15 protein-coding genes are annotated in these 19,044 nt (G+C 60.4%); all 15 read left to right on the forward strand.

The window, feature by feature from the left end; all coding sequences use genetic code 11:
• Positions 1–1,801 precede the first annotated feature (1,801 nt).
• Entirely contained in the window at positions 1,802–2,491 is a 690-nt protein-coding gene (locus tag P0D80_RS45870; RefSeq protein ID WP_408294338.1) for a ParA family protein, read from the forward strand.
• Position 2,492: 1 nt separating this feature from the next.
• Entirely contained in the window at positions 2,493–2,813 is a 321-nt protein-coding gene (locus P0D80_RS45875; RefSeq protein ID WP_408294341.1) for a hypothetical protein, read from the forward strand.
• Positions 2,814–4,043: 1,230 nt separating this feature from the next.
• Positions 4,044–5,270: a replication initiation protein gene (locus P0D80_RS45880; RefSeq protein ID WP_408294344.1), complete on the forward strand. Its 1,227-nt coding sequence runs from the start codon at positions 4,044–4,046 to the stop codon at positions 5,268–5,270.
• Between the two features lie 1,199 nt (positions 5,271–6,469).
• A complete protein-coding gene (locus P0D80_RS45885) occupies positions 6,470–7,171 on the forward strand; it encodes a VirB8 family type IV secretion system protein (RefSeq protein ID WP_408294347.1) in 702 nt (233 codons plus the stop codon).
• Positions 7,168–8,058, forward strand: coding sequence for a TrbG/VirB9 family P-type conjugative transfer protein (locus P0D80_RS45890; protein ID WP_408294350.1), 891 nt, complete (start codon positions 7,168–7,170; stop codon positions 8,056–8,058). The genes P0D80_RS45885 and P0D80_RS45890 overlap by 4 nt, the downstream gene beginning before the upstream one ends.
• Positions 8,059–8,066: 8 nt before the next feature.
• Positions 8,067–9,332: a TraB/TrbI/VirB10 family type IV secretion system protein gene (locus tag P0D80_RS45895; protein ID WP_408294353.1), complete on the forward strand. Its 1,266-nt coding sequence runs from the start codon at positions 8,067–8,069 to the stop codon at positions 9,330–9,332.
• 4 nt (positions 9,333–9,336) lie between these two features.
• Complete coding sequence (locus tag P0D80_RS45900) at positions 9,337–10,140, forward strand: transglycosylase SLT domain-containing protein (protein WP_408294377.1); 804 nt, start codon at positions 9,337–9,339, stop codon at positions 10,138–10,140.
• The gene (locus P0D80_RS45905) at positions 10,140–11,396 is read left to right on the forward strand and encodes a TrbG/VirB9 family P-type conjugative transfer protein (protein WP_408294380.1); all 1,257 of its coding nucleotides are present in this window, start codon (positions 10,140–10,142) and stop codon (positions 11,394–11,396) included. The genes P0D80_RS45900 and P0D80_RS45905 overlap by 1 nt, the downstream gene beginning before the upstream one ends.
• Complete coding sequence (locus P0D80_RS45910; RefSeq protein WP_408294356.1) at positions 11,393–11,818, forward strand: lytic transglycosylase domain-containing protein; 426 nt, start codon at positions 11,393–11,395, stop codon at positions 11,816–11,818. Before P0D80_RS45905 ends, P0D80_RS45910 begins: the two co-directional genes overlap by 4 nt.
• Before the next feature lie 10 nt (positions 11,819–11,828).
• Positions 11,829–12,395 carry a toxin co-regulated pilus biosynthesis Q family protein gene (locus P0D80_RS45915; RefSeq protein WP_408294359.1) on the forward strand — a complete coding sequence of 189 codons (567 nt, stop codon included), beginning with the start codon at positions 11,829–11,831 and terminating at the stop codon, positions 12,393–12,395.
• A gap of 4 nt (positions 12,396–12,399) precedes the next feature.
• Complete coding sequence (locus P0D80_RS45920; RefSeq protein ID WP_408294362.1) at positions 12,400–14,028, forward strand: secretin N-terminal domain-containing protein; 1,629 nt, start codon at positions 12,400–12,402, stop codon at positions 14,026–14,028.
• Positions 14,029–14,037: 9 nt separating this feature from the next.
• The gene (locus tag P0D80_RS45925) at positions 14,038–15,327 is read left to right on the forward strand and encodes a type IV pilus inner membrane component PilO (RefSeq protein ID WP_408294365.1); all 1,290 of its coding nucleotides are present in this window, start codon (positions 14,038–14,040) and stop codon (positions 15,325–15,327) included.
• Entirely contained in the window at positions 15,314–15,880 is a 567-nt protein-coding gene (locus P0D80_RS45930; RefSeq protein ID WP_408294368.1) for a hypothetical protein, read from the forward strand. Before P0D80_RS45925 ends, P0D80_RS45930 begins: the two co-directional genes overlap by 14 nt.
• Position 15,881: 1 nt before the next feature.
• Positions 15,882–18,110 (forward strand): ATPase, T2SS/T4P/T4SS family, encoded by a 2,229-nt coding sequence (locus P0D80_RS45935; RefSeq protein WP_408294371.1) that lies wholly within the window; start codon positions 15,882–15,884, stop codon positions 18,108–18,110.
• Positions 18,107–19,044 (forward strand): type II secretion system F family protein (locus P0D80_RS45940; RefSeq protein WP_408294374.1); only part of this gene is annotated, 938 nt, incomplete at its 3' end. The genes P0D80_RS45935 and P0D80_RS45940, both read left to right, overlap by 4 nt.

Here is a 19,044-nt window from a genome sequence, read left to right on the forward strand (position 1 = left end):
GAAAATCCGATGGCGCGCTGAACGGGCGGGCCGATTTATGCACGCACCTGCCCCGTGGCACCACCACCAGCCTGAAAGCAATTGCGCGCGAAGCGCGGTAGCAGCGGCGAATACTCAAATTCAGTATATAAGACGAATTTGTTAGGTAAGTCGCACTGGCTCTGGAGGCGTTCGATTTCAATCGTTTTTATTGACGTTCGGGCTGCCGAAGCGGATACCTATGGTTCCATCGTGCGTGCAGCACCAGGTAGCTACCAGCTACCTGACTGGTACCTATCGTTTGTTTGTTTTGAAGATAGGAAACCTTTCGACCGCCTAACCGCCAAGCCATCGCGTAGCAGCGTTCTCGGGACGATTCGCGACTGACTGCCGTTGGCTGACCCTACGGAGTCCACCTCACCGCTCTGAAGACTCCCAGGGTCCCTCTTTCTGTGCTGGTTGCTGCACTTCGCGCACGACGACGGTCACTCTGGTCGCATGTGTTGTCGGAACGACCCGCGCGTCGCTCCCGAGAGCGCCAAGCAATCACGGGTCATCTAGTAGCTATCCGATACTGAATAGGTAGCTACTGACTAGTATCAACGGCCCTGTCCTTCTACGGGCGAGAGATGACTTGCCGTTTCTCTTCGGGTGCAGGTGATCTATCGGATAGCTACCATCGGCGCTTTGGTAGCCTACGAGCACTAGCCGCTCGGGACTTACGGCGTTCGTCGGCGCATATCGCATAGGCAGCGCGCCAGTTGCTTAACAGCTGCGAAATTTGAAAGGGTCCCGAATCTCCAGTTTCCCCCCACAGGACTACCGCACAGCATGTAGCCTTGGGGTGGATAGCTACGACTCAATTTACTAGTAGCTATCGAGTAGCTATCCGCCCGTCGCGTAGTCGCGCGCGACACTGCGTGATCCCGAGCGTGCCAATCGCCGGGGCAAGGCAACCGGGAGTTTCATTGGGAGCTTCATTGGTAGCTACTTGATAGCTCTCCGATAGCTATCAATTCTGAGAAGATCACGTCCCTTCAGTTTTCGTGCACAGTCATCATAAAGCGCAGCGTGCTATCTCTATGACAACTGCTAGGCAGCGTGCTAGTAGCTATCGAGTAGCTACCTGTCTAGCTTAGGGTCGTGCAGCACTGAGCGCGATCACTAACGTTCCGACGTCGTGCGCAACGTTTGAGGCAGGTTTGATGGTAGCTACTAGCTAGCTCTCCGATAGCTACTAGGGTCTACTAGCCGGACGAATCGACAATTCCCTTGCGCGATCTCCGTAGAGAGCACCATACCTGCTAACGCAGATAGCTACTAAGTAGCGTTCTAGTAGCTATCTATCCGACTTTAGGTCGCGCGGCATCCAGTCAGAACTGTAGCTTTCCGGCGATCGGCATGAGCCATTAGTGGCCTTTACAGTAGCTACCTGATAGCTACCAATTTTAAGAATGATATGGGTCTTTAGTTTCCTCGCGTGAAGGCCGCGCGAGCAGCGTGCCCTCGGCTAGTGGCGGCTATTACGCACGGCTCTAGTAGCTATCTAGTAGCCACCCGGTCGATTCGAGATCGCACGGCTGGCAGCATGGCTCCTCCCGCGCCGAAGGCCGAAGCGGACTACTAGGTAGCCTTCACGGTAGCTACCTAGTAGATATCCGATAGCTACCTGATGTGAAGTCACAACAAATGCCTGCAATCCGTTGGATACTATGTAGCTATCCGGTATCCTCCTCGTAGCTGATAGCTTCTTGGTATCCGATAGCTACCCCTAACATCTTGCGAGATAGTCTCCTCTGTCTCGCTCACAACGGAGAGTTGCATGCCAACCATTGTCTTTGTGAGCCCTAAGGGTGGGGCGGGGAAAACAACTTCCGCCCTCGTACTTGCCGAACAACTTGCCCGAAGCGCCGACGTGACGGTCGTGGACGCCGACCCGAATCACCCGATCCATACCTGGGCCAGCGGCGAGAATACGCCGAAGAGACTGCGAGTTGTGTCCGACGCGGACGAAGAAAACATGATCGAGATAATTGAAGAGGCCGCCGCCCAGACCCCATTCGTTATCGTCGATCTCGAAGGGACCGCGGCCAAAATCGTTTTGTTGGCCGTAAGCCAGGCCGATCTCGTCATCGTACCTACCCAAGGGTCGCAGCTGGATGCGAAACAAGCGTCCCGCGCCCTTCGGGTCATCAAGCAGCAAGAGAAGATGTCGCGGCGACCGGTTCCCTATGGTGTCTTACTCACACGCACCAGTCCGATTATTCGAACGCGGACCATGGCTCACATCAATACAGCTTTCGCAGACGCAGGAATCACGGTCTTCGCAACGGAGCTTAACGAACGAGAAGCTTTCAAAGCCATGTTCTCGTTCGGGGAACCGCTCGCGCATCTGGATCCGCGTGAAGTTTCAAATCTTGACAAGGCAATTGGGAACGCAGAGGCGTTTGCTACCGAGGTAGTTGCGACGCTGCGGCAGAACAAGACGGCGTCAAATACGGAGGCTGCATAACATGTCCCGCGTAAATCCCCTCGACGATCTCGCCGATTTCGCTCCCAAGACTTCCGGGGAGCGGCAGAGTAAGGCGCTCCGACCAGACGTAATCGACAGGATCGCCGCGGACAACAATTTTCCAAGTCGCCAGCCGGTCGCTCCGACTCCTCGTGGAAAACAACCTCGGCGGTACGTGACCGGCCGGAATCAGCAAATCAACATTAAGGCTACCGCAGAGACGATCGCCAAGCTTTACCAAGTTGCGGACGAACTCGGTGTGCCGCTCGGTGAGGTGCTGGCTCGGGCGCTGGAAGCGCTGGAGCAAAACGAACAGCGCTAAATAGTAGCTACCAGTTATCTTTTAGCTAACAGTTTTGTTCGGTGATGTTCTAGCCGGCGCAGTTCGCCGCTGGCAGCATATGCTTTGGAGTCAGCTCGCATTGAAGTCGGCACACGTGCCGCGATCCAGTCCGCCCAGTTCTACTGGCTCGGCCGTGGTCGGAATCTCGTCATGATATTTCGCCGACGGTTGCCTTCCAACGGGTGCAGGGCGCAACTTCTATCCGAAGAACAACAACAGGTTTGTTGTTGTGTTTAAAGAAACAACAACTTTAAAACCTTTGTCGTGCTGGAATCCTTGCTGGATAAGGTCAACAGCCAAGCAAGGTCAGGGTTTATGGGGCGATTGGTCAGGGTTTATGGGGCCGGACCCGCCCCATAAGTCAGGCTCTGTGGGGTAAAGTCAGGGTACGTGGGGAGACTTGATATAACGATTAAAAAAGTTATCTAGCTATCTGATTTTAAATAGGTTTCAAATCGATGGTTCTCCGCAGCCAGAGTAGGAAGTCGTGGTTTATGGGGCTAAAAGTCAGGGTCTGTGGGGAGCGGACTGCGGACAGGGGGCGGCAGAGCCTATGGGTTCCCCACAGATCCTGACTTTTGCCGCTTCAACGCGGCCGCAAGTGAGCGCTCGCTTACGTTGAATGCCAGTCAAATAGGGCGTTTTATCCCATACGTTCAACTGTTTTCTTGGCCGACCTGCGGGCGAAACCGGCCCAACGAGTTGGATCTAAGGGAAAGGTCAGGGTTTGTGGGGTTGCCCGAGCATTGACCTGTGCGTTTGCTGCGAAGTGGCTTCGGCCGGGAAAAGTCAGGGTCTATGGGGCGAGCAGAACGAGTGGTTACGTCGAAAGGTCAGGGTTTATGGGTCGACCGCGGCGAGTACTGGCGACAAAAGGTCATGGTTTATGGGGCGCTTTCTCGATGTCAAAAGCGGAAAGGTCACCTTTTGTGGGGCAACTTTCGGAACGCGGCCAACGTAAGGTCATGGTTTATGGGGCGCTTTGGAATCAGCTGAGGCAGAAAGAGGGACGGTTTCTTCGCTGTATCTTAGAACGGTGGAGCAAAAGTCATGGTTTGTGGGGCGGTTGTCCAATGCTGCCAAGGTCAAGATCGTGCTGCAGTGAACGCAAAGGTCATGGTCTATGGGGCGCGCCTAGTTAAAGTCATGCTGGTCGGGTTGAAAATATGACTTTTAGCTTCTACAATCGTCTCCAATCTCGGAGACAGAATGCCGAATATCAAACCCGTTCTCCCTGCAAGCGAGCTGCGAAAACACGTTGCGACAGTACACGTGAGCGGCGAGCTCTCACTCCTCGAACGCAAGATTGTTAACGTCTTGCTGCTCAACGCTTTCGATGAACTCCTGACCAAGAAGACTCACAAGCTGCCGGTTGGAATCTTATGTACGATGCTTGGATTCGACAGCAAGAACACCGATGCGCTTAAGCGAGCACTTCTCAAGGTGATGTCGACCCCCATCTCCTTCGACCTTCTGCACGAAGGTGGCAAGTCAGACTGGGACGCTTCTCCGTTGATCGGCTACGCGGGTATCAAGAACGGCGTCTGCTCGTATGAGTACAGCGACTGGCTGGCCCAAAAGTTAGCGAACCCCGACATCTATACGCTCATCAACATCAACGTCCAGCGGCAGTTCAGTGGCGGATATGCCCTCGCGCTTTACGAGAACTGTTTGCGCTTTAAGCGCACCGGTTCGACCGGGTGGATTTCGGTAGATACCTGGCGCCGGCTCTTAGGTGCCGACGCAAGCATGTACGATGAGTTCAAGCACTTTTCGAGCGAAGTCATAAAAAAGGCTGTGCAGGAGATCAATCAAGTTTCAAATATCATTGTTACTCCGGAATACAAACGTGAAGCTCGGCGGGTTGTACAGATCCGTTTTCTTGTTGAGGACAATCCACAGCGGTCCGTCTACGATGGCAGTGAAGATGAAGACCAGAGAATAATTCGGGAATCCGATGCATTTAAGCGTCTGACTGCGTTAGGCATAGGCGACCGACTGGCGATAAGTTGGATTCAGCAAGAGCCTGAGCGGGCGCTGAAAACCGCGATATACGTCGAGGAACGTGCTCGGAAGAAGCAGATCAAGGGTAGCGCTGGTGGTTACGCGCGGACTGTATTCGAAAAGGGTAGCGACATTGACATGGCCCAGGTTAATGGCGAGCAAGCGCAGAAGAAGAAAGAGGCATCAGCCGAGCGCGAGAAGGAGAGGGCGCGCGAAGACGCAGCGGATGCACGAGCCAAGCAGACGACGGCAGCCATCAAAGCGCTTTCCCAAGACGAGCGACGGGAATTGGCCGAGGCATACCTCGCTGATGGTGGCAAGGGCAAGACCTATCAGAAAGAAACTGCGACGTTCAAAGATGCAGTCGAGCGGACGGCCTTCACGGGTTGGTTGCGCGCTACGATTTCGGGCCGGGTGAACGCGAAGGCGTGACGACGACGTGCGAGCGTAGCGATTAGCACGCGAGGCGCGTTTGGTTCGATGCAGACTCGGGCAATCGACCACCCTGATCGATACCGTCGACCTAATCCGCCTCTAGCACAAGCCGGACGGCGGTAGAGACAAATCCTTCAAGCCTGGCGATATGCGGGAATAGCCGCCGAATTTCTGGCGATTCGATGCGAATGTGCATGGATCGCTCGTCTGCGACCAATCGTACTAGCGGCGCACCACCGTCTTTCCGCGCATCGATTATGGCCATTATGAAAGCGTCCACGGTTAGACGCGAGGCCTGACGCAGCAATCGAGCATTCTGCCGTACGACAGCAGTCCCAAGTGCTTCGATAAGTCGTTCAATGGCCCGGGCTTTGCGAACAGTTATGCCGCCGCCCCCGTTTTCGAGAGCCTGAATGACTTCGCCCGGGAGCCTCGCGGCCGCACGAGCCCGGGACACCTGCGCCGCAGAAACGCCCAGGTCAGCGGCGAGCGAAGCCTGGGAGCCCCACAACTTGCGCTGCAACAGATCTTCGTAGAATCGGCCAAGCATGACGGCTGATGCTGAGTCTGTCCGCAACCTCGCGTGCGCGATCGCCGCCGTGCGGCGGTCGAGTTCATTGTTTGAGTTCATTGTTCTGTTTAGCATTCGAAGGCTTCGGATCGGATGTCGTAGTCGAACCTATCCTGCGTTGACATCAAGTCAAGCACGTCAACAACTAGTCATCCCACTGCGCCAACTAGATGTGTAGATGCCTGCCCCTGCGATGGCTCTGGTTTATTGCTGCCTGAGCGCAAGCGGAGTGCATCGTCGTGAGCATTGTTGCTGAAAGTGAAACACAGCGCGTAACTAGTTACGCGCACTGGACGAACTGTTTTCAAGCCGGTCTCACGCGAACCTATTGATTATTCGATAAAAAATCGGTGTATTCGATCTCGGGTAATGCTGTGCAAGGTGTGCAACACGTGATCCGGGCGGTGATAAGTTTTATCAAATCATCGGTTGGCGCTTAAGTCCGAAAGCTTGGTCATTTTGTGGGTCATTTCGGCTAAGGGCGGTTAATGGATTATGCGCACCGACCGATTGGGGACTCGTCCTATGGTGTATCGGGAAAGCGCTCAAAAATCACATCTCTTTTGCATGACGTCCTTGCCTGTGGCGCTGCTCCAATTGAGTCGGCCCAATTGGATAGTCCGTCATGCGTTTCTTCAGAAGCAAAAAACAGATCGCGCTTGCTACCGCGCCCGGCGTGTACTCGGAAGAGGACCCGGAGAAGATCATTTTCGATCGCGGTACGCGGCTGCGCGTCGAGGCGAACCACTGGAAGACGCTGTGCTTCGTGCTCGCCTTCATTGCGGGTGGCGCTGTCTGGACCCGTAATCCTCCGCCGTCTGTCGTTAAGTCCTACGGCGTGTCGTCGGATGTGGCCGGACATCCGGTCCTGACACAACTCGCAGCATACAAGCCGGAAGACCAGGCGCTCCGAACCTCAATGAAGGATTCGGTCGAGCGCTGGTACACGATCGAGCCGGTATTGACCGACAGCCTCGAGAACTCCCGCATGGCCCGCAACATCAACGCCGTGAAGGCACAGATGGTGGGCAATGCACGCAACCAGTTCGGTACCTGGCTCAAGGAGGACGCGCCGTTCCAGGCGATCACCGCCAACCCGAAGCTGGTGCGCGAAGTGAAGGTCACGAATGTCTCGTTGCTCGAGGACTCAACGGCGATTGTCGAATTCACTACGAGCACAACGGACAGCCCGACCGCGAAACCGGTCGTCCAGAAGTACGCGTTGACCTGGCGCTACCAGATCGTGCCGCCAACCTCCGAAGACGCCCTGACGGCTAATCCGTACGGCATCTTCTATCCGTTCACCAATCTGCAGAAGACGTCATGACGCACCTACACCATCGACTGACTTCGCTGGCCGGCGCGATTGCATGCGTGCTGGTGTGCCTGCCGACGTTCGCGGCAAAACCCGGCGCGATGCCGTCAACCGCATCGCAGGACATCGCCAATCTGCTCGGCGACCCGATGAGCCCGGTCAACCCATACAACAGCGGCACTGACCCCCTGACGATGCCGGGGGACGCACGGATGGCTGTGTTCCCGTACAGCCGGGACCAGATTTTCAGGGTGATGACCGCGCCATTGAAGACGACGACGATTGAGCTGGCGCAGGGTGAGTCGCTTGTCGCGGACCCGGCGCTGGGTGACTCGATCCAGTGGGTCGTCGACACGGACGGTGCGAACCACGTGTTCGTCAAGCCGACGAAACCGGGCCTCGTGAACACCATGCACCTCACCACGAACCAGCGCGAGTACGACATGACGCTCGTCTCGTCACCGCTGGGTGGACTCTTCTATCAGACAGTCCGGTTCCGTTACCCGCAGTCGCTGATGGCGAAAGTGCGCGCGCGTCAGGAGCGCGACGGCGGGGGCGATCCGTCCGCCGGCGAGGACGGGGCGGGGCGTTCGGTGACGGATTCGGGGCCGATCGGGGTGTCTCCGGACAAGCTTAACTTCGACTACACCGTGTCGGGCTCGGCACCGTTCAAGCCGGAGGCCGTGTTCGATGACGGCCATTTCGTGTGGTTGCGCCTGCCGTCTGATGCCCCTTTTGCGGTGCCGGTCGTGAAGGACCACGGCGATATCGTGAGCCCGAACTTCATCCGTCGCGGGCAGTATCTGGTCGTCCAGCAGATGGCCAACGAGATCGTGCTGCGTGCCGGCAACGATGAAGTGAAAGTCTCCCGCGGCCGCCGCGGCATCTTCGGTTTCTGAGCCCGGCCATGGCAAACCAGAACGCGCAGCCGACCTCGGATCAGGCCGCAATCGTCAAAGGAAAATCGCCCCGTAACGCGCTGCTCGGCGTGGGTGCAATCGCCGCCGTCGCGATCGGTGCGATCGGCTTCTATTACCAGGTCAAGGCCAGCAACGACGCAGCCGAAGAGGCGCGACTGCTTAAGGCATCAAAGGCGGCCGAGGTCGTCGATAAAAGCCACAACACCGAAGACGTCGACAAGATCATTGCGGATCAGCAGGCGGCAGCGCGTCGCGCAGCAGCCGCGGCCCAGGCACGTGCTGCGTCAACGCCGCAAGCGAGCGACGCGTCGAAACCCTCGCTCACCATGGACGGTTTCGTGAACGACCAGAAAGTGTCGAAGCTGGCCGCTGAAGCGAAGGAAGATTCCCTCTACGCGGCGCCAATCTTCCGGCCGGGCGTAAAACTCAAGGATCAGGGCCAGCCGTCTGCGCTCGCGCAGGCCGGGCTGATCACGCCCCAGCAGATGGCTCTCCAGCAGGCGGCGGCGCAACAGGCGGCGATGGGCGCCGTCAGTGCGCAGACTGCGGCCCTCACGGGCAAACTCGGTGCGCCTGCCGCACAGCCGTCTTCGCAGGCGCGGGACAACCAGTTCCTCAACGACGCCAAAGCGCAATCAGCATCAGGGGAAGGATTTCTTAGCGCTGGTTTCGTTGGTCAGTCGCGAGGGTGCACCCTGTCGCCGCCACATCACATTCCTGTGCTGACGATTGAGGCGCTGAACTCGGATCGTCCCGGCACTGCGGCGCTCGTTGTCGATGAGGACGTGTACGACAGCATCCGCGGCGACTGCCTGATGATTCCCAAGGGCTCGACGATTACTGCGCCGTACGCGAGCGACATCCAGCCCGGGCAGGAGAGCATTCTGGTCGCGGCCACTGAACTGCGTTTGCCCAATGGCAAACAGGTGCCGCTCTACGGCGCGCAGGGTGCCGACACGAATGGGTGGGCGGGCTTCTCGGGGGACGTCAATAGCCACTTCCTCAAGATCTACGGCACGTCGTTCCTGACGGCCATTCTCATCCGGAAGTTTGACGGCGGCGATACGTCAACGACGACAGGTCCGCTCGGCGTGACGCAGGTTGGGAGTACGGCAGGGCAGGTGGCCGCAACGACCGCGCAGTCGATTTTGAACCGCTACCAGAACATCCCCCCGACGATCACGACCAACTGGGGCAAGCGTTTCATGATCAAGGTGAATCGCGACATCCATCTGGAGCCCTATCGTGAATAGGCACCTGCTCGCGACGATCGCACTGGCTGCCGCTGCCAGTACAGCCAGCTTCACTGAGGCTGCCACCATCGCGGCGGTAATCAGCCCCGTGAACTTCGTGGTCGCCGGCGACGGCGCACGCGAGCTTGCGTCGCTCGACGGCAAGCCGGTCTTTTACTGCGGCCTGGACGCGTTCACCTCATGGGCGACACCGCTCGTTGGTCAGGTCGTGACGAGCAATCCGCAGACCGGCATGACCGTGTCGATCGATTCGCGGACGGTTGCGCTCGAGCGCCTACTCGTTGAGAAGGGTTGGTTAGAGCCCACCCGACTGGACGATGACGCGCAGGCTGCGATCACCGAAGGCCGGGGCGGCTGGGCGTGTGCCAGCGCGCGAACGCCGTTCGATCTGATGCGCACAAGCGTTGACGCGAAAGTACTCGCCGGGATCGCCCTGAACGAGTCGGGTCTGAACGGACGCGCGTGGCCGTGGACGCTGAATGTCGCGGGTCGTGGTCTGTTTTTTCGCACGCGCGAGGATGCGTATCAGGCAATCCGGAGCCTGATCGGCGCCGGCCGGAGCGACTTCGACGTCGGCATCATGCAGGTGAACTGGGGCTATCACAGGCAGCGCTTCGCATCGCCCTGGGATGCACTGGCGCCAGCCACCAACATTCGCGTGGCCGAAGACATTCTCAACGAGAACTATCGCAAAACGCACTCGGTCGCGAAGGCGATCGCGTACTACCACAGCGCGAATCCGACGCCGGGTCAGCAGTACCTCTCGCGTTTCGTGCGCCACCTCAACCAGATCGAAGCGGGCCTTTGATGCGCATCGTCTCTCCCTTTGCCATTGCATGCCTGTGCCTCCTGGTGGGGCCGTCGGTGCTTGCGGCCAACACTGATCCGTTCGATTTCGACTACGAAATCATGGGCGGTATCACCGAGCGGCCTGCACTGATTTTTAACGATGGCAGCAAGACCTATATCCAGCCTCGGGCAGGGCAGGTCATCACTGCGGACGGTGGTCACAACGAGGGTCCATACGTTGTCGTCGACGGTACGCCTGAGACCATCAGCTACAAGGTGGCGGGTCACAGCGCAGTCGCGCGCTGGACCCGGGCAAACCACTTCATCGGTGGCTCTGGCGCGCTCGCAGCCCTGCGCGACGATCAGCCCGCTGCGTTCGACGGTTTTACCAACCGGCTCATTCTCATCGGCTCGCATGGCGCGCTCGAACCTGTGCGCGAGCTCAAGGCAACGATGCCTGTGGCCAACCTCGTCAAGGCGCTTGTGCCGCAGGGGTGGACTGGATCGGCGCAGAAGGATGTGGACCTCAACAACCAGTCGGGATTTGCGACGCGCCCGGGTGAAAACTGGCTGCAGGCCCTTGATCAGCTGATGACCCAGTCGGGTCTGTATGCCGACGTCGATTTCGGCGCGCGGCACGTGCGTCTGCGCCGCGAGGCGCCGAAGTCCGCGGCGCTCAACTACGCGGCCGGCGCGCAGAGCACAACCGTGACGGCTGTCGCGACGACTACGACCGCTGCGCCCCAGCCGTCGCTGCTCGCGCAGAACTTTGGCGCGCAGGCGATCCGGGATGGCGATGACACGCACACTCAGATCCGTTTTGCTGCGAAGCCGCCGAAGGAGCTGACGTTCACGAGCACGGACGGCCGATCGCTTCGCCAGAAGTGGGATGACGCGACCAGCGTCATGACGATCGAGCGGGCACCGCGCTTTGTGGTGTCTAACGGCGTGTCGAGCGTCGAGATGGAGCGCACAGCCGCCACCGTCTACGACTTCGACGCGGCAAGTCCGGCGCGGCTTGAAGCCGTGTTCGACAAGGACGGGGAGACGTACTTCAAGTTTGCCGAGTCGGTCGTCCAGGTCACGGTCGCCGATGTGCATCACCTCGGATCAGGTGTGCAGAAGGGCAGGTACTACCAGTTCAAGGGTACGTCGGAACAGTTCATCGTCACGGCTGATGGCAATACCGTCAATGTGACGCGGCGCCATGACGTGAAGTACGTAGAGCATTCGGCGCCCGGCGCTGCGCTGGCGACAACCGGAGCGAAGTCATGACGCGCCTGACGTGTGTCGCGCTGCTGGCCGGTGTCGCAGCCGTAGCGCCCTGTCACGCCGACTGTCTCGACGACGCGGCGACGTTTCGCCATATCAACTCGCAGCTCGTGCGCGCGATCGCGCAACAGGAATCCGGCATGCGGGCCGACGCGACAGCGATGAACAGCGACGGTTCCGAGGACATCGGCCTCATGCAGATCAACTCGTCGTGGCTGCCGAAGCTCGCGCGTTATGGCATCAGGCGGGAGCACCTGTTCAATGCGTGCGTGAACGCCTACGTCGGTACGTGGATTCTCGCCTCCAACATCAGGGAGTTTGGCCCCACCTGGAAAGCTGTGGGTGCGTACAACGCACGCTCGACTAACAAGCAGCTTGTCTACGCCAACCTAATTTACCGACGCCTGCAGCGCGCGGGGCATTGAGAACATTGACATGAACCTGACGATTCCAACTTACCGTCGCACGGGCCCCATCGCAAGGATCCTGGCGGCACTCGCGCTTGCGGGCTTTGCCACCTGGTGTGCGGCCGCAAATGAGATCCGCCAGCCGAACGGCGGTGATGACTGGCAGATCCTCGCGGCACCGGCCGCCGCTTCAGCTTCGTCCGCGGCGGCGGAGCAGGGCGCGCAATTGGCCAGCGCGCCGTTGGTCAAGGCTCCGATGAACAGCGCTGCAGCGCCGTCATTGGCCGTCGCTCCCGTGGTACTGCCCGGTGTGCCCTCCGCTCCCGCGGGAGACCTGACGCTCGCGATCACCCCTCAGGACATCAATCTCCGTAACGCGTTGGATCGCTGGCTTCAGACGCAGGGGTGGCAACTGGCCTGGAAGATCGACGACGATCTGCCGCTCGAGTTCAACGCGACGTTCTCGGGCGACTTCACCTCGGTGCTAACCCAGGTCATGCAGGCGACCAATCACATGCGCACCCCGACCCGTGTGTGCCGGCATACCAACAAGGTCATCCGCGTCGTCGCGCGCGCGGCCAACTGCAAGGACTAACACCATGCGTTATCTTCCGATGCGGCTCGCAGTGGCCGTCACCGCCACCCTGACGATTACAGGCTGCGCGGTCAGCCAGTCCGATGTGAATAGCGCCTACGATGCGGCAAACCGCACGATGGCCGCAGCTGTGGGTGACGGCCCGCAATCGATGCCGCTCGTTGAGGATGTGCCGACGGCATTCCTCGGCGACCGTCTTGTGCCGGTTGCCTATGACGCCACTCTGCCTGCTGTGTTTCGCGACAAGGTCGTGACGTTCCCGGCCAACCTCCCGATTCGCAAGATCGCGACGCTGGTGTCCAGCGCTACCGGCTACCCGGTTCACCTGAGTCCCGATGTGTTCGTTCCCCGCGACTCGCTGATTCCACGCGAGACTTCCGGTGACGGCAAGTCGTCGACGACTGGCGGTGGCGTCGGCCCAGGCGCCAAGACTTCCGAAGAGCCGATCTATACGCAGCCGTTCAATGGTCGTGTGGGGCAGTATCTGCGTGGTGTGACCGATGACCTCGGTCTCGACTGGTCGTTCGACGGGTCGTCCATCAACATCTCGCGCTTTGTGACCCGGATGTACCAGATCGCTGCGATTCCAGGGAAGGTGTCGATCAAGTCAGACATGTCGAAGGGGATGGACACGTCGACCGGGAATCAGTCCGGCGGCAGTTCGGGCGGTTCCGGCGGCAACACCGGTTCGTTTTCGGCTACGACGTCGACCGGCCGCACGGGTGAGTTTGACCAGATTCAGATCATCACGGATGAGCTGAACAAGGTTCGCACGCCGATGGGCCACGTGGTCGTTAATCCGCAGAGCCGGCTCGTGATGGTCTACGACACCAAGGAAGCCGCCGACCGCATGGGAGAAATTCTCAAGCACGAGAACGCGATCTCGACGCGTCAGGTCGCGATCCGCGTGCGCACCCTGCAGATCGCACTGAACAGGGGTAGTCAGGCCGGCGTCAATGCCGATGTCGTGTTCACCAGCATCCAGGGCGGCCTCGCCAAGTATGCGGTCAGCTTTGTGTCGCCGACGTCGCTCTCCTCGGGCGGCGGCACGGTCGGCGTGTCGGTGCTGCGGCCCGACGCGCCGTTCTCCGGCACGAACGCTGTCATGAATGCGCTCAACCAGTATGGCCGAACCGTGCAGGACAACACCGTCACCAAGATGACGCTCAACGGGCTGCCCGTTTCGATCGCGTCGTTCCAGAGTGACGACTACCTGCGCTCGACGTCACCCTCGGCAGGTTCGCTCACGGCAACATCCGGCGGCGTACCGGGACTGACGCCTGGCACCGTGACGACCGGGGACTTCGTGAACGTTCTGCCCGCGGTCAATGACCACAACCAGATTGTGCTGGCGTACTGGAGCGACAGTTCGAAACTCAACGGCCCGTTCACAGCGGCGACCGCGGGGTCTGGCCAGACGCTCCAGCAGATCCAACTGGCGCACACGGTAGGCCAGAAGGACGACCAGATCGTGGCACTCGCCGATGGCCAGACGGTCGTGCTGTACGGCGCTGTCACGGATCAGTCGAGTGGCACGACCAATACAGGTATCGCGGGTCTGACCGGCAACTGGAGCAAGGCGCGTACCTTCCAGATTGTCATGCTCACCGCCACCGTCGTGCCGTCGATGTGAGTGGCGGGTATGTACATCACTGAACCGCTACCGGGCAACAGTAAGGCGAGACTGATCTTCGGTCTCGACTGGCGCGCCTACCCCGTCAAGGGAGCGCGGGCTGAGCGCCGTCGATACGCCGACGATTTCGCTGCGACGCAGTACGTCGAGTACAAGGTCGGCACTGAAACGATCGGTGGCTTTGCCGCGCCGGAGTCGAGCGACTATCAAGGCGCGAAGCTCTACTCGGGCGCCGCCCGCATCGCGCAGAACGCGCGCATCAAGGCACTGCCAGCAGCCCTCGTGCTCCTGCAGGATGGGCAGCGCGTGCACCTCGTATTTGTCGTGCGCGGCGCGGTACGGACCGATGAAGTGCTCACGCCCGCAGATGTAGGTGACCGGCGCTTTGCCATCGAGCAGGAGTGTCTGAAGCAGAACCTGTGGCTCGTCACGCTCGGCAGTGGCGCAAATATCGGCGACGTGGACGAAAGCTTCATGGCGCTCGCGTTGCTCGGCGAGAAGAAGGCCGGGCGTGTGCAGAAGATGCCGCTCGCCATTCCCACGCTCGTGCCCGTCACGGTGATCGTGGTCGCTGTGGTCCTCATCACGATGCAGGCGCTCGATGCGTTCTCACCACCGCCTCCGCCGCCGCATCAGGAGACGCTTCAGGAAAAGTACGTCAAGGCGGTTTCACAGACGTTTTCAAGTCAGGCCCCGCTCGCGTCGAAACTTGCGCCGCTTCTGCTGTCGCAGGTCGGCGCGAAGGAGAGCATCACTGAGGGATGGCTGATCGAGTCGGCCCAATGCCCGGCCACGGGCTTCTGTTCGATCACCTACACGCGCGAGGGCGGCACGTTCGCCGGGTTCGATGCCGCGGCGCCCGCATCCATGCGACCGATCACGTTCGACCCTGATGGCAAGCATCTCAGCACGCGCGGAGCCGCGGTGCCGAGAGTCGGGGCAGTCCAGGTCCAGGCAGCGAAATCGTGGCCGTCAGAGCAGGCGCTTATCGACATGTTGCAGACCCCGGCACAGAAGCTCTCGGTCAAGCCGTTCGATCTCGACAGTCATGGATACGAGGTCAGGCTGCAGCCAACGCATCCGCTTGTCGCGGCACAGCCCGGCACGCCGGGCGCCGGCGCGATCCCGCACATGATCCGTGAGGGTCAATGGCAGATCGACGGATACCGGTGGCAGGCGGTTCTGCTCTCGAAGCTCCCGCCGAGCATGTCGCTCGACACGCTCACCGTCGAGCTGCGCACCAAAGGCGAGGTTGGCATCCATTTCACTGCGAAGGGTAAATATTATGTTCAGGACTAGACGTCTCGTCGGCCTCGCCTGCGCGCTGGGCGTCATTGCCGCGCACGCCGAGACGCCGCATCTCACGCTGGACGATATCGACCAGCTCTCGCGTGACAAGGTCGTGCGCAAACTCAAGGCTGAGGGCGAGGGAGCATCGCCTGGAGCGGGCGCGCCGGCGCTGTCCTCGCCGGTAGCTGGTGCACCCGTTGCGAAACCCGTCGTGGTGCCCGCCGTCAAGACCGAGCCGGTGCGACGCGCCGAGCGCGTCTCATTCGTTGGCGCTTACAGGGACGGTAGCGCGATGTACGTGCTCTACGAATACCGCAATGCGATCTATCCCGCGCCCGTCGGTTCCGATCTGATCAATGGCTGGAAGGTCACGAAGGTGGATGGCTACCTCGTCACGGTCACGGAGGGAAAAGGAAAGCCGTGGACCGAACCGATCGCGGGCACCAGCGCCAGCACCGATCCCACATCCTCGCCAGCGCTGAGGGCACTCAACGACCTTGGCGGTCCGCTGCCGCCCGGCGCGGCGTTTAACCCTGCACCGATATCCAGACCAGGCCAATAACATGTCGCTTTTCTCGAACTACGAAAACGCCGAGCCGGAAAGCCGCGGCATTCTTGGCCGCCTCAAGGGCTGGCGCAGCAGCTTCCGTGAGCCAGGTGCTTCTTCCGTGGACAGCATGCCGATCGCGGGCGGACACGTGCCTGTGCCGGATGACGAGCCGCGCTTCAAAACAACGAGCAAGCCAGTCAAGCCCGTTCATCCCCAGCATGTGACGCTGGGTATGCGCCTGCGTGACGGCGATATCACGGATGTCGACGCGTGGGATGCTGGCAATCATGAAGTGGCACCGGTATCCGCATCTGCATCTGCATCTGTGCCGGCGCCGGTGCCCGCTGACGCGTATGAGGATGAGCGCGCTGACGACAGGCAGAACACCGATCAGGATGGTGCGACCGCTATCCGTGAATCGTCAGCGGTGGGGGACCGGGCGGCCGTTGACGTCGGCACGACGAGCCATACGGCACCCACTGCATCTGTCGACCCTACAGGTGACGACGAACCTTCCGAACATCGGAGCACTGTTGCTGAAGAACTGGTGACCGAGCTTGCGGCGCACGACGTCGAGGTTATCCCGGCCGGCCTTCCGCAGCTCGTCTCCGCTGAATCGCTGACGTTCAAGCGCATCCTGTGCGAGCGCGGGCCGGACGCGGCGCTTCGGATCACCGATGCTGCCCGTCGCCGGTTTGTGGCAGTGGACCTGCAGGCGGGTGTCGCCATCGTCGTTGCCACGCGCGAGTTTCGCGAGATGGCGCTTTACTCGACGTATCTGAAAGATCTCGCCCGTGCGGACATCGCGGTGCGGGAAGAAATGGTCGCCTCGGAAGAGGTCATCGCTGCGATCTACGGCACCGACAGGAACCGGTCCACGGCCGTCATTCCCGAAGCGTCCCGCGCCATCGGCATGTTCCGTGACGTGATCGAAGCGGCACACGGCTACGGCGCGAGTGACGGTCATTACGAGTATCGGGATTTCAACGATGAAGTTGAAATCCGCTTTCGCGTCCATGGCGACCTGTACACGTACCGCCACATGCCCAAGGCGCTGGTGCGTCGTGCGCTGTCGGCCTCGTACCAGGACCTTGTACAGCGCAATACGAATTCTGCCGAAACGTTCCAGCCGAACGCGCCGCAGTCCGCGATGATTCCGCTCGTTGTGCAGACGGACGTGGTCAACCTGCGCTGGCAGAGTTCGCCCCTGGTCGGTGGGTTCGACGTTGGCCTGCGTCTGCTGGATGGCAATTTCAGGCACTACAAGGTTCTGATGCCTGAGCAGATGGGGCTCGAAACCAGCCAGCTGAAGATCATCAGGGCGCTTGGCAATGTGAGCGGTGGCGTCACGATTCTCAGCGGCGAAACGGGCTCGGCCAAATCAACGCTGCTGCGCGCGCTGTCGTACATGATGACCTCGCGCGACCTGCGCAAGCAGTACGCGGTCAGCCAGCCGGCCGAATTTCCGAATCCGTGGCTGTCTGAAATTTCGATCCCCCATCGTCCCGACGAGTCAGAAGAGGATGCGAGCCGCAAAGCCGCGGAAGTGATCCGCACGCTCATGCGGATGGACCCCGATGACCTGACCGTCACGGAAATCCGCGACGCCGTGATGGCGGCGCTGGTGACCGAACTGGCGCTGACAGGCCACCCGGTCCGCACGACCTTGCACGCGGATAGCGCGATCGGTGTGTTCATGCGCCTCGCGGGCGGGCGTCTCCAGCTGCCCATGGATGAGGTGTCTTCCGAGAAATTCGTGAACGCGGTCGGCAACCAGAAGCTCATTCCACTCCTGTGTCCGCACTGCAAGGTGCCGGCGCGCGACGTGATGAGCCAGTCGGATCTGCGCCTGCTCGAGACGAAGTTTGGTCTCGATACGTCGGCGATGGCCTGCCGCGACGAAGAAGGTTGCGAGCACTGCCGTCTGAAGGGACTGGTGACGCGCGCAGGCAAGGTCGCGGGTGGGACGAAGGGGCAGACGCTGGCGATGGAGCTGTTCCGTCCGAGCCCCGAGTTCCTCGATCGCATTGCCGTGCGCGACTGGCGCGGCGCCGAGAAAGTCTGGCGCGCCACGCGTGCGACGGGTTTCAACGACGCGGACATGACGGGCAAAACGATCTACGAACACGCGCTGTACAAGGCCTCGACCGGGATCATTGACCCGCGCTTCATCAACGACTCGATGCGCCCGTTTGATGAGTACCGGATTTTTGCGGATCGTGACGGGAGGATGCCGTCGTGATCAAGTGGCTCGTCTATCCGCTCTTCATGGCGCTTCCGCACAGGGAGCGGATGCGCATTGCGACAGTCAGCTTTCGCAGGATGCGTGAAACCTTCTATCGCGAGACGCGCCTTGATGTCGTTGCGTCAAAGGGCGTGCGTAACCGCGAGACGCTGCTCGAGCGGCTGACCGTGCTCGAAAAGCGGCATCGTGGGCGCAAGGGGTTCGCATGGCCCGTGTTCCATGCGGTCGCGAGACGCATGCAGCAGGGCGACGACTTCGCTACCGCGATGAAGCCGTTCATTCCGACCGATGAGTACGCGCTCCTCGAGCTCGCCGGGGCGGCGACGCTGAAGGATGCGGCGGTACGCGGTCTCGAACTCGCCGAGATGGCCGCTAACGCCAAGCGGATCCTGTCGGGTACCACGTCGACGCAGATGGCCTACCCGGCGATGATAATCGTCTACCTGTACGCATTCTGCATGATGTTCGGGGGAGAGATTTTCCCGGCGGTGCTGGACTTCAAACCGCTCGAAGAGTGGTTCCCGTTCGGCCGGTTTCTCTACGCCGTCGACACGTTCTGCTACCGGTACTGGTGGCTGACCGGTGCGCTCACGTTTGGTGCGGTCTTCGGCTACTTCTGGACGCTGCGGCGCTGGACGGGTGAGCTGCGCAACCGTCTCGACAGTGTCCCCCTCATGTGGCGCAACCGGCGCGATCTGCGCGCGGCGTTACTGATTGTCTCGCTGTCGGGTCTCTTCGACTCAGGGCTGACCTTGCGCGCGGCGCTCGACCGGCTCACGAAGACCGCCGATCCGTGGATGAAGTGGCACCTGACCCGGATGAGCCGCCGCCTGACCGTTACGCCCCATGAGCCGATGCGGGCCCTGAACACCGGAATCTTTTCCGACGAGGTGATCGACACGATCGCGGATGCGGCCGGGCGGGACCAGTT

It is taken from the genome of Paraburkholderia sp. RL17-373-BIF-A (assembly GCF_046030175.1).
Classification (GTDB): domain Bacteria; phylum Pseudomonadota; class Gammaproteobacteria; order Burkholderiales; family Burkholderiaceae; genus Paraburkholderia.